Annotated in this window: 12 protein-coding genes; 6 read left to right on the forward strand and 6 right to left on the reverse strand. The window is 71.4% G+C overall.

The genetic code is table 11. From position 1 onward, the window contains the following. Nucleotides 1-492: 492 nt before the first annotated feature. Both ACSMXX_RS30195 and ACSMXX_RS30200 read left to right on the forward strand, forming a co-directional pair. Nucleotides 493-1989: a glutamate-cysteine ligase family protein gene (locus ACSMXX_RS30195; protein ID WP_473181817.1), complete on the forward strand. Its 1497-nt coding sequence runs from the start codon at nucleotides 493-495 to the stop codon at nucleotides 1987-1989. Nucleotides 1990-2103: 114 nt separating this feature from the next. Beyond that, on the forward strand, nucleotides 2104-2940 hold the full coding sequence (locus ACSMXX_RS30200) for a CPBP family intramembrane glutamic endopeptidase (RefSeq protein WP_473181818.1): 837 nt from the start codon (nucleotides 2104-2106) through the stop codon (nucleotides 2938-2940). Nucleotides 2941-2985: 45 nt separating this feature from the next. On the opposite strand, the gene ACSMXX_RS30205 is transcribed toward ACSMXX_RS30200, so the two are convergent. From ACSMXX_RS30205 to ACSMXX_RS30215, 3 genes are all read right to left on the reverse strand, one after another. Next, nucleotides 2986-3819, reverse strand: a complete 834-nt coding sequence (locus ACSMXX_RS30205) for a PhzF family phenazine biosynthesis protein (RefSeq protein WP_473181819.1) — start codon at nucleotides 3817-3819, stop codon at nucleotides 2986-2988. Between the two features lie 395 nt (nucleotides 3820-4214). Next, nucleotides 4215-4625 (reverse strand): RidA family protein, encoded by a 411-nt coding sequence (locus ACSMXX_RS30210; protein WP_473181820.1) that lies wholly within the window; start codon nucleotides 4623-4625, stop codon nucleotides 4215-4217. Nucleotides 4626-4739: 114 nt separating this feature from the next. Next, a complete protein-coding gene (locus ACSMXX_RS30215) occupies nucleotides 4740-5417 on the reverse strand; it encodes a GNAT family N-acetyltransferase (protein ID WP_473181821.1) in 678 nt (225 codons plus the stop codon). A gap of 334 nt (nucleotides 5418-5751) precedes the next feature. On the opposite strand from ACSMXX_RS30215, the gene ACSMXX_RS30220 reads away from it, so the two are divergent. Then, entirely contained in the window at nucleotides 5752-6366 is a 615-nt protein-coding gene (locus ACSMXX_RS30220; RefSeq protein WP_473181822.1) for a PadR family transcriptional regulator, read from the forward strand. 29 nt (nucleotides 6367-6395) lie between these two features. Here the strand turns inward: ACSMXX_RS30220 and ACSMXX_RS30225 are convergent, their stop codons facing one another. Then, nucleotides 6396-7052, reverse strand: a complete 657-nt coding sequence (locus tag ACSMXX_RS30225) for a DUF4232 domain-containing protein (protein ID WP_473181823.1) — start codon at nucleotides 7050-7052, stop codon at nucleotides 6396-6398. A gap of 213 nt (nucleotides 7053-7265) precedes the next feature. Between ACSMXX_RS30225 and ACSMXX_RS30230 the strand changes: the two genes are divergently transcribed. Together ACSMXX_RS30230 and ACSMXX_RS30235 are read left to right on the forward strand one after the other, a co-directional pair. Next, nucleotides 7266-7817 (forward strand): hypothetical protein, encoded by a 552-nt coding sequence (locus ACSMXX_RS30230; protein WP_473181824.1) that lies wholly within the window; start codon nucleotides 7266-7268, stop codon nucleotides 7815-7817. A 12-nt stretch (nucleotides 7818-7829) separates the two neighbouring features. Then, nucleotides 7830-8891 carry an EamA family transporter gene (locus tag ACSMXX_RS30235; protein ID WP_473181825.1) on the forward strand — a complete coding sequence of 354 codons (1062 nt, stop codon included), beginning with the start codon at nucleotides 7830-7832 and terminating at the stop codon, nucleotides 8889-8891. A 17-nt stretch (nucleotides 8892-8908) separates the two neighbouring features. Here the strand turns inward: ACSMXX_RS30235 and ACSMXX_RS30240 are convergent, their stop codons facing one another. Further along, complete coding sequence (locus ACSMXX_RS30240; protein ID WP_473181826.1) at nucleotides 8909-9592, reverse strand: pyridoxamine 5'-phosphate oxidase family protein; 684 nt, start codon at nucleotides 9590-9592, stop codon at nucleotides 8909-8911. 47 nt (nucleotides 9593-9639) lie between these two features. Between ACSMXX_RS30240 and ACSMXX_RS30245 the strand changes: the two genes are divergently transcribed. Continuing rightward, nucleotides 9640-10971: an aminotransferase class I/II-fold pyridoxal phosphate-dependent enzyme gene (locus ACSMXX_RS30245; RefSeq protein ID WP_473181827.1), complete on the forward strand. Its 1332-nt coding sequence runs from the start codon at nucleotides 9640-9642 to the stop codon at nucleotides 10969-10971. A 111-nt stretch (nucleotides 10972-11082) separates the two neighbouring features. On the opposite strand, the gene ACSMXX_RS30250 is transcribed toward ACSMXX_RS30245, so the two are convergent. Next, nucleotides 11083-11529 (reverse strand): Rieske (2Fe-2S) protein, encoded by a 447-nt coding sequence (locus ACSMXX_RS30250; protein ID WP_473181828.1) that lies wholly within the window; start codon nucleotides 11527-11529, stop codon nucleotides 11083-11085. Nucleotides 11530-11550 lie beyond the last annotated feature (21 nt).

The following is an 11550-nucleotide window of genomic DNA, read 5'->3' on the forward strand; positions in this document are numbered from 1 at the left end:
CGCGGGCGGACGCGTCGACTGCGGGCCCCCGGACCGTCCGGTGATACCGCGCCTCGGCCTCTGCCCGGAGTTTATACGAAGGGTGCTACATCACCATTTCTGCTAACGCGCCAGGGTTGTTAACGCAAGGCGGTATCCGGTCGGCGTGGTGCGGTACTTGACTGCTTGTCCTGTGGTGCCCGGGCCTGCTGCCTGGGGCGACGGTGCTCCGGTGGTCGGCCGGATCCTGTCTGCCTTTCCCACAATGACTGTGCGTCCGGACTGGGACTCCTGCCGCATGCCAGAGGAACGTGACGCCCGGCGCGATATGCGGCAGTCACCGGCGGCCGGGTTCCGGACTCGTACCTTCCGGGCCGGGCCTTGAATCGAGCGCGGCCCCTGCCGGAGGACCGGCGGGACGGGAGTCTCAAAACGCGCGGCCTAGGCGTTATCCACCTGCCCGACGGGCATCATGGCTGACACCATGCGGCCGTATCGAGGAGGGACACCCCGATGGGTGAGAAGGTCGTCTCCGACGGGTTCGACCTGTCCGCTCGGCATCGGTACAGGCGGAAGCTGAAGGAGTGCCTCGAGGCGTTCGGGGTGCTCCTGGACGAGGGACGGTTCGAGCGCCCGCGGAATCTGATGGGCCTGGAGATCGAGCTGAATCTCGCGGACGCCGACGGAATGCCCCGCATGATGAACGCCGAGGTGCTGCGGCGTATCGGCAGCCAGGATTTCCAGACGGAACTCGGGCAGTTCAATCTCGAGGTCAATATCGTGCCGCACCGCCTGTCCGGGCGGGTGTTCGATCAGCTGGCGGAGGAGCTGCGTACGGGGCTTGGCTATGCCGACAGGCAGGCCCGGGAAGAGGGCGCCCGGATCGTGATGATCGGCATCCTGCCCACGCTCACGGACGAGGACCTCGTCTCGTCGAACCTGACCGAGGTGGACCGCTACACCCTGCTCAACGACCAGATCATGGCTTCGCGGGGCGAGGAGGTCGTCCTCGACATCGAAGGCGTCGAGCGGCTGACCCGTAACTCCGCCTCGATCGCGCCGGAGGCAGCGTGCACCTCGGTGCAGCTGCATCTGCAGGTGACGCCGGATCGTTTCGCCGACGTGTGGAACGCATCGCAGGCGGTCTCCGCCGTGCAGGTCGCCATGGGCGCCAACTCGCCCTTCCTGTTCGGCCGTGAGCTGTGGCGCGAGTCGCGCATCCCGCTCTTCCTGCAGGCGACCGACACCCGGCCGGCTGAGCTGAGCGCACAGGGCGTACGGCCGCGCACCTGGTTCGGCGAGCGGTGGATCGGTTCCGTGTACGACCTGTTCGAGGAGAACCTGCGCTACTTCCCCGCGCTGCTGCCCATCTGCGACGACGAGGACCCGCACGGCGTACTGCGGCAGGGAGGCACCCCCGGCCTCCCGGAACTTGTGCTGCACAACGGGACCGTCTACCGCTGGAACAGGCCGGTGTACGCGGTCACCGCCGGCGTCCCCCATCTGCGCGTGGAGAACAGGGTGCTGCCCGCGGGCCCCACGGTGGCGGACGTGCTCGCCAACACCGCTCTCTACTACGGACTGGTGCGCAGCCTCGCCGACGAGCCGCGCCCGGTCTGGACGAGACTGCCCTTCGGCGCCGCGTCCGCGAACTTCGAGGCGGCCTGCCGGTACGGCATCGAGGCCGAACTGACCTGGCCGCGGCCCGGCCGCCCCGGCGGCCTCGCCACTGTGCCGGCGGTCCGGCTCGTACAGGAGGAACTGCTGCCCATGGCGGCCGCCGGGCTGGAGGCGTGGGGCGTCGAGAGCGGCGACCGCGACCGCTGCCTGAGCATCATCGAGGAACGCTGCCGCCGCCGCGTCAACGGCGCCTCGTGGCAGGCCGCCGCCTACCACCGCTGCGTCGACTCCGGGCTCGACCGGGAGAAGGCGCTCGCGGCGGTCACACGGCGCTACTGCGAACTCGCCCGCACGGGCGAGCCGGTGCACACCTGGCCCCCAGGGGCCTAGCGGTACGGCCCGCGCCCCGGCCCGTGCGGCCGGACCCCGCTTCGCACGCCCCGTCCGCGTCCGGCAAGCTATGCACGTCCCCGGCTGTCGCGTACCGGTGAAGTGGAGGCATGTGTGCAGTCGCAAGCGAGCGACCCCGCCCGGTCCCCGGCGTCCGGGGAGACGCTCACGGAGCGCGTACTGCGGCGCGAGACGCTGCTGGTGCTGGCACTGTCGCTCGGGGCGAGCGCGGTATCGGCGCTGATCAGCTTCGTGGGCTCGCTGACCGCCTCCGGGGCTCTCGCCGACCAGGCCGCACGGCTCAACACCTCACGGGCCCCGGACCGCCCGTGGCTGGACCTGGCCTGGCAGCTCTTCGGGATCGCCACGGCGCTCGTGCCGGTGGCGCTGGTGGCGCACCTCCTCATGCGGGAGGGCTGGGAGCACCGCCCGGGCCGCCCGGGCGCAGGGGGAGGGCTGCGCTCGCTCGGGTTCGACCGGAGCAGGCCCGGCTTCGACCTGGGACGCGGGGCGCTGCTGGCGGCCGCCATCGGCGGGAGCGGCCTTGCGCTGTACCTGGCCGCCCTGCAGGCCGGTTTCAACCTCACCGTGGTCCCCGAGTCCCTGCCGCACGTGTGGTGGCGGATTCCGGTCCTGATCGCCTCCGCGCTGCAGAACGCCGTGCTGGAAGAGGTCATCGTCGTCGGCTATCTGCTGCGCAGACTCGGGCAGCTGCACTACTCACCGTGGGCCGCCCTCGGGGTGAGCGCCGTGCTGCGCGGCTCGTACCACCTCTACCAGGGCATCGGCGGCATGCTGGGGAACATGGCGATGGGCGTCATCTTCGTTGTGCTCTACCGGCGTTGGGGACGTGTCGGGCCGCTGGTGGTGGCTCACGCCCTGATCGACATCGTCGCCTTCACCGGCTACGCGCTCTTCGCCGGCAAGGTGGACTGGCTGCCTACGCCCTGAACCGACGGGCGTGGCCGGGGACTGCGCTCTCCGGGCGGACGCGCGTCACCATCCGGCACAGAGCTGCGCGTCGAGCACCGTGACCGCCTCGCCCGTCAGTTCGGTGCGTTCACCGCGCAGTGTCGTACGCACCAGGCCCGTACGAGCGGAGCACTGCAGGCCCGTGAGGGAGTCTTGGCCCAGCCGCCCGGACCACAGCGGCGCCAGGGCGGTGTGGGCACTGCCGGTGACCGGGTCCTCAGGGATACCGGCGCCGGGGGCGAACATCCGCGAGACGTAGTCGTGGCCGCCGTCATGGGTGCCGCCGGTGCGGCCCTCCGCGAGCGCGGTGACGATGACGCCCCGGTGCGGGAGGCGGGCGACCGCCGCGCTGTCGGGGGTGAGGGCGCGCAGCGTCCGCTCGTCCGCCACCTCGACGAGGAGATCGCCGAGCGGGCCCGTGTCGTACACGGAGACCGGCTCGGCGCCGAGAGCGGGGGCGAGACCGGGGGGTGCGGCGGCAGGGGTGAGCGGTGCCGTGGGGAAGTCCAGTGTGATCGCTCCGCCGGGCGCGGTTGCCGCGCCGAGCACACCGCTGCGGGTGCGGAAGCGGACGGCGCCTTCGCTCCTGCCGTCGCCGTGCAGGACGTGTGCGGTGGCCAGCGTCGCGTGACCGCACAGACCGACCTCCGTGGTGGGAGTGAACCAGCGCAGCGCCCAGTCGGCCTCCGAGTCCCCGGAGAGCGGGTGTGCGAAGGCGGTCTCCGAGAGGTTCATCTCTCCGGCGACCTTCTGCATGCGTTCGTCCGGCGGGAACGACTCCTCCTCCAGCAGCACGACCGCGGCCGGATTGCCGCTGTAGGGACGGTCGGTGAAGGCGTCGACTGTACGGATCCTCATGCCGCGGGACGTTAGGCGACGTCGGATGGACCGGGCGACGGCCAATGCCGGACAGGTGGACCGGGACGGGCGGTGACCTGTCTCAACGAAGATTCCGTGAAACTCAGCGAAGGTGAACGGAAGCTCGTTCCTGGCTGGAGCGGGACCGGTTGATCCTGCTCGACAGAGACCGCAGGTGACGGCCGTATCGTCGCAGCCATTCTGGCTGCGCTGGCATGACGGCAGGCGCCAGCGCCGCCACGCTCCCGGCTGCTTAGTCCGGCTGGCTGCAGTGCATGCCCGAGTCGTGGATGTCCGGGCCGAGCACGACATGGACGAGCGGACGCGGGATGCCTTCGCGGCGACGAACGGGCCTGCGCCACCACGGGCTGGGGGGGGGATGCGTGGCAGTGGGCTCAAGAATCGAGCACGGCGGCGACGGCCTCGATTTCGACGAGCTGGTTCCGGTAGCCGAGCACGGTGACGCCCATCAAGGTGCTGGGGACGTCATGGTCGGCGAACGAGTTCCGGACTACCTCCCATGCAGCCACCAGGTCCTCCTGCCGGGCCGATGCGACGAGGACCCTGGTGCTGATGACGTCCTGGAGCGACGCGCCCGAGGCAGCGAGAGCAGTCTGCATGTTCTCGATGGCCTTCGTCGCCTGACCCGCGTAGTCCCCGATCGCCGCTGTGGAGCCGTCATCGTTCAGCGGACACGCGCCGGCGAGGAAGATCAGGCGTGACTCGGCGGGCGCCGTGGCCGCGTAGGCATACTCAGCGACGTCGGACAGAGAGGCGGTGCGGATCAAAGTGATGGCACGAGGCATGGCCGTCGGGTCCTCCGTCGGGTGTTGAGCAGGACGGGCATTCTGCCAACGTCCGTTGGGTCCCGCCTTCCTGTTTCTCGCCGCTCCCACGGCAGCGCCGTCACTTCGCGTTGCTCAGTTCAGGGGTGACGGGGCGATCCCGAGGACGGGCAGACAGTCAGCAACAGCGACGAGTTCGATATCGTCGCGCCGCCGCGTGATCCACTGCTCGCGGGTCAGCCTCCAGCGTTTGATCTCCGCCGGCTCGCCCCGTCGGGTGTCCCAGGTGACGCCGTTCGGCACATATCCCAGGGCTTCGGAGACACGGTTCGAGGCATGGTTGTCGACGAACGCATCACTGTTCGCCTCGCAGCCCCCCAGCCCTTCGAAGGCCAGATGCAGCACTGCCTGCCGCATCTCCTTCCCCATGCCGCCGCCCCTCACGTCGGGGCTGAGCCAGGAGAAGGTGGAGACCGTTCCGAACGCGGCGAAGTCGGTGCCGATCAGGTCCTGCATCCCTACCGGCTCGCCGTCGATGACCACGACGAAGTAAAGGCGCCAGAAGCCGGCCTCGACACGGCCTCGGCCCCTCCACACCTCCCGCAGCCAGCTCCACTCGCGTCCCGGCCCCTCCTCATAGAGGGACATCGGATCGTCGAAGGGCCACGGAGGCCCCGTGGCTATCCCCTTGCGCACCGTCGGGACCAGGCGTTCCAGGAGCTCATCTGTCGCCCCAAGCAGGGACAGCCGGGGCGTGTGCACCTCCAGGTTCAACGGGGGATACGCGGACAGCGGCGAGGCGGTCGTGGACATGGGCGCAAACCCTAGGACCGAGCCCTCACAGCGTGCATCCCTTATTCAGCCGGGCCCGAGTACGGCGTCGCGGACCAAGCACTCAAACTTCGATGCGACCGGACACCCGGCATGAGCGCCGGTGCACATTCGCTGAGACAAACTGCTGGGATAGCAACCTTCGCTGAGACAGAACCGCATCCGCGCACCTTGGGTGAGATCGACGCCAGCTCCGCTGAGACAGGTCAGACGGGGCGAGAACCAGGGCATTGCCATACGAGCATCAGCGATATATCGTTGACGCATCACGACAAGTCAACGTCTGTCGAAGACAGATCATCGAAAGGATGTCGTCATGCGTAAGGAAGAACAGCGACCGGGCGGCCGCGGGCGCGGTCACGGCCCGGGGCACTGCGGCCCGGGTGGGTTCGGTCCGTCCGAGAGGCGGGCCTTCGGTGCGTTCGGTCCGCCCTTCGGAGACGGGCCGCCGTTCGGCCCGCGGGGGCGTGGCCGCGGGGGACCGCGAGGCCGGGCACGCCGCGGCGATGTGCGTGCCTCGATCCTGGCGCTCCTCAAGGACCGTCCGATGCACGGCTACGAGATGATCCAGGAGATCGCCGAGCGCAGCGGCGGAGCGTGGAAGCCCTCGCCGGGCTCCGTCTACCCGACGCTGCAGCTGCTGGAGGACGAGGGTCTGATCAGCAGCGCCAGTGAGGGCGGCAAGAACCTCTTCTCCCTCACCGACGCCGGACGGCAGGAGGCCGACGCCGGCCCGGAGGCTCCGTGGGAGGAGGCCGGACGCGGCATCGACTGGGAGGCGATGAACGAGGTGCGCAAGGCCGGCGGTGCTCTGGTCAGCGCGTTCCAGCAGGTCTGGGCGAACGGCAGCCCGGAGCAGCGGGACAAGGCGCTCGCGGTCGTCAACGACGCCCGCAAGAAGCTCTATCTGATCCTCGCCGAGGACGAGTGACCGTTGCGCCGTGGGCCTTCGCCCGCCGGTCAGCGCGGCGGACCCCCGCCGGGCAGCAGCGGCCGGACGTCGAGTTCGCCGGCGCCGCACACCTCGCCCAGCTTCCACTGCGCGGACTTCGCGGTGCGCTGGTCCGGCGGGATCACGCGTACCGCCTTCGGGTCCGGGCACCTTCCGTCGGAGGGGTCGCCCTCGCCCGGCACGACCGTCCAGTGCAGCCGGGCCGACGCCTTGCCGCCGGGGGAGAGCGTCAGCTGCCGCGAGGGGGTGGAGTGGTCCCGTACGACCTCGGTCGGGATCTTCCCGCCGTCCTCGCCGGTCAGCTGGAGCCCGGGCCAGCCCTGCGTACGGCAGGGGGTGGACGAGGAGTTGGCGAGGACGAGGGCGGCATAGCGGTTGCCGGCGGCGGGTTGTCCCGGTCGCAGAGAGACCGACAGCGCCTCCGTCGTGCACCACCGCGGCCGGCTCTGCGAATTGCCGGAGCCGTCCGGACGGCGGGCGCCGTCGTCTTCGGCGTCCTGCGCGCTGGGCTTCTGCGGAGCGGCTGAGCCCGAGTCCGGGCCGTCCACCGAAGCAGGTGAGTCGGACGACGACGAGGACGCGGAGCCTCCGGCGCACCCGCTGAGGGTCACAGCGGCACCGAGGGCGAGAGCGGCGAGAACGGAGCGTGCATGGTGGTCTGCCATGGGAATCTCCAAGTGCTGCCGTATGGGGGGTTGTTGGGGAACAAGACGCAATGTTCCGGGCATTCGGTTCCTGCATACCCTTCGCGGGGGTCCCTGAGGCCCTGCTCCTCCTCAGGGAGGAGACGTGGTCCGGGGCTCACCTCCCAACGGGGGACGTGCATATGCCCCGTGACGGCGATGTGTGGCCGGATGTGCATGTGATGTGGTGCTGCTGTGGACACCAGTACGCCCCCAGTGCCTGCCGGCAGCACGGCCGGCGCGGTGATCGAGGACCGGCTCAGCGAACAGCTGGCCGCCGTCGTCGCGACCGCGCGCCGCCGCGCCGCGCGGGGCGGCGACCGCGAGGTGGACACGGCGCATCTGCTGCACAGCCTTCTCGAATCGGACCCCGTCATACGGGCGTTCCTCGGCGGCGGCGGTGCGCAGACCGCGAAACTGCTCGGCTATCTCGCCCAGCGCAGCATCGGCTACGGGCTGCGCTGGCGGCACACGGTGGAGACCGGCGGCCCCCGACCGCGGGGGACGGACCCCCCGCTCGTGGCCGGCTGGTCACCGGCCGCCGCCGTGGCGATGGAGGTGGCACTGGACCGTGCCTCCGCACGGGGGGAGGCACGCGCCGACGCCGTCGACCTCTTCGCCGGCCTGGCGGCCGATGCGGACTGCCGCGCGGCTGAGGTGCTGCGCACCGCGGGAGTCGACGTGACGGGGCTCGCCGCCGGACTCGATGTCAGGGGTATGAGGGGTGACACTCCTGTCGGCGGTTGACATGATGAACGCATGCACGACACCACTCGGCCCGGCGGCCGGCATGTCCGCGGTCGCAGCCTCGGGCTGACGCTCGCGCTCGTATCCGCCTTCGCGTTCGGCGGTTCCGGACCCGCTGCCAAGCCGCTGATCGAAGCCGGCCTCGAACCGCTGCACGTGACCTGGCTACGGGTGGCGGGCGCGGCCTTCCTCGTGCTGCCCCTCGCCTGGCGCCACCGGGCGCTGATGCGTGAACGTCCCGGACTGCTCCTGGGGTTCGGGCTGCTGGCGGTGGCCGGCGTGCAGGCGTGCTACTTCGCTGCGCTCTCCCGCATCCCGGTCGGCGTCGCGCTCCTCATCGAGTATCTCGCTCCCGCACTGGTGCTGGGGTGGGTGCGGTTCGTGCAGCGGCGGCCGGTCAGCCGGGCCGCGGGAGTGGGCGTCGTCCTCGCGGTCGGCGGTCTGGCCTGCGTGGTGCGGGTGTGGTCCGGGCTCACGCTCGATCTGCTGGGGCTGCTGCTGGCACTGGGCGCTGCCTGCTGCCAGGTGGGCTACTTCGTGCTCTCGGACCACGGCAGCGACGGGAAGGACGGCCGCCTGCCCCCGGATCCGTTCGGCGTGATCGCCTACGGGCTGCTGATTGGCGCGCTCGTACTGACCGTGCTCGCGCGGCCCTGGGAGATGCAGTGGCGAGTGCTGGGCGGGCAGGCGTCCCTGGACGGCAGGACGGTGCCGGCGGTCGTCCTGCTGGGATGGATCGTGCTGGTCGCGACCGTCGCCGCGTATCTCACCGGAGTCATCTCGGTGCGGCGGCTCTCCCCGCAGGTCGCCGGCGTCGTGGCGTGCCTCGAAGCCGTCATCGCGACGGTGCTCGCCTGGGTGCTCCTCGGCGAACACCTCGCCGCCGTACAGCTCGTGGGCGGTGCGGTCGTCCTACTGGGGGCCTTCATCGCGCAGAGCTCGGCCCCGAAACAGCAGCAGTACGAGCCGGTCGCCTCCGGCGGAGCGGAGAGCACTGCCGATGCCCGCGGCGTCCTGCCGGAGGCGTCCCGCCGGACGACGCCCGCACCTGACGAGCCGGGGCGCGCCCCGTGAGCTGAACGGGCCCCGGATCAGCGGCTCTTGAGGTACCCGGGCAGCGCCGTGCCGGGGGTCAGGTCCTCGGCGGGCAGGGGGGTGCCGTACGTGCGGCTGACCGGGACGACGCCGCTCCAATGGGGCAGTCCGGCATCCTCCGGGTCGTCACCGGGCCCGCCCTGGCGGACCTTCGCGGACACCTCTTCCAGGTCGAGGCGGAGGACGGCGGTCGCGGCCAGCTCCTTGGCGTCGGCGGGGCGGGAGTCGGCCGCACGCCCGGGGACCACGCCGTCGACCAACGCGTCGAGAGCGCCGGTGAGTTCGCCGTGCTCCGTGACCCGGCGGGCGGTCCCGTGGACGACGACGGAACGGTAGTTGAGCGAGTGGTGGAAGGCCGCACGGGCCAGAACGAGCCCGTCGAGGCAGGTGACGGTCACACAGACCCGTAGTCCCTGTTCGCCGTCCGCCTCCCGCAGCGGGCGTGACCCGGTGGATCCGTGCAGATACAGACGCTCGCCCCTGCGCGCGTACAGCGTCGGCAGGACCACCGGTGCGCCGTCGCGTACGAAGCCCAGATGGCAGATGTACTCCTCGTCCAGGATCGAGTGCACCAACTCCCGGTCGTACGAGGCGCGTTCGCGGTGCCGGGTCGGGACGCTGCGGTCGGTGCGGGCGTAGGAGTCGGGGGAAGGGCCGGGGGACGGGACGGTGTACGTCAAGGAACTCTCCCTTGCGTTCAGTTTTGTACTAGTGCATAATCAAGTTTGTGCTAGGAGAATATCGGATCGAGGGCCGTCGCGCAGCAGAGATCGCGGCGAGCGTGGAGAGCGGTGTGCGCACGGGCGGCCTCAGTCCGGGGCAACTCCTGCCGCCCATGCGGGAGTTGGCGCACAGTCTGGGCATCAATGCGAACACGGTGGCGGCCGCCTACCGGACCTTGCGCGAACGCGGGGTGATCGAGACCGCGGGCCGCCGCGGCAGCCGCGTACGCCGTCGGCCCGCCGCCACCCCGCGGGAGGCCATCCGCGCCGAAGTGCCGGAAGGGTGCGCGGACATCTCGACCGGCAACCCCGACACCGGCCTGCTGCCGCCGCTGCACGCGGCGCTCGCGTCGGCCGCGGAGAACGCCGCCCGCCGCAGCGCGCTGTACGGCGACCCGGCAGTGAGCGAACCGCTCGCCCGCGCGGCACGCCGCATGCTGGACGAGGACGGCGTGCCCGGCGGGCAGGTCGCGGTGACCTCGGGCGCGCTCGACGCCATCGAGCGGGTGCTCGCGGCGCATCTGCGCCCGGGAGACGCCGTCGCCGTCGAGGACCCGGGGTGGGGCAGCCTGCTCGATCTGGTTCCCGCCCTCGGGCTGAGGACGCTGCCCGTGGCGGTCGACGACTTCGGCCCGCTGCCCGGCGAAGCGGCACGCGCGCTGCGCGAGGGCGCCCACGCCCTGATCGTCACCGCCCGGGCGCAGAACCCCACCGGTGCCGCGGTGAGCGCCGAGCGTGCCGGGCGGCTGCGCGAAGTGCTCGCGGGACATCCCGGGACGCTGCTCATCGAGGACGACCACGGGCACGGCATCGTCGAGGAGCCGCTCAACACCCTTGCGGGGCACACCGATCACTGGGCTCTGGTGCGGTCCACGGCGAAGGCGTACGGGCCGGACCTGCGGCTGGCCGTCGTCACCGGCGACGATCTCACCCTCGACCGCGTGCGCGGCCGCCAGCTCCTCGGTCCCGGCTGGGTCAGCCACCTGCTGCAGGACGCCGTGCTGCACCTGTGGGAGACGCGGGCGGTCGATGTCGCCGCGGTGGCACGCTCATACGGGGAGCGCCGGGATGCGCTCGTACGGGCGCTCCGGGAGCGCGGCGTCGGGGCGCACGGGCGAAGCGGCATGAACGTGTGGGTGCCGGTGCCGGACGAGACGGGGGCCGTCGCGCGCCTGATGCAGGCGGGGTGGGCCGTCGCTCCGGGAGCGCGCTTCCGGCTCACGTCGCCGCCCGGAGTTCGTCTGACCGTCTCCCCGCTGACGGTGGAGAGCACGCAAGAGGTGGCCGCCGTGGTGGCGGCCGCGCTCCGGCCCGCCGCCGCACGGCGCTACGACTGAGAGGCCCGCTGCCCGTTGCGGCCGGCAGGGCGCTATGTCACGGGCACGCGGCAGCGGTGCCCGTGGCCGCCGGCACGAGCGCGGCCACGGGCACCGGACCCGGCATCGGGCTCAGCCGTCGGCGAGGTGGATCTTGCCGCCCTTGACGGAGACCTGCGCCGCCGGAAGCGGCTTGGTCGCGGGTCCGCCCTTGACGCTCCCGTCCGAGATGTCGAACTTGCTGTCGTGGCAAGGGCAGATGATCGCGCCGCCCTTGACCTCCGCGACCGAGCAGCCCTTGTGCGTACACGTCGCGGAGAAGGCCTTGTACTCGGACCCGCTGGGACGCGTCACGACGACCTTCTGCTCCTTGAAGACCTTGCCGCCGCCCTCCGGGATTTCGGCGGCGTCGCCGAGTTCGCCCTTGGCCGCGCCGCCGCCCTCCTCGCTGCCGCCGTCGCCACCGGCGTTCTCGTCGCTGCTCTCACCGCCGCCGGAGCCGCAGGCGGCGAGAGTGACGGCGGCCGAGGCGGCGCCCGCCGCGGCGATCACGGACCTGCGGGTGGTCGATCCTGACATGGGGAGATCCTGTTCTGTCGG

The sequence above is a fragment of the Streptomyces sp. DSM 116795 genome, from assembly GCF_055792905.1.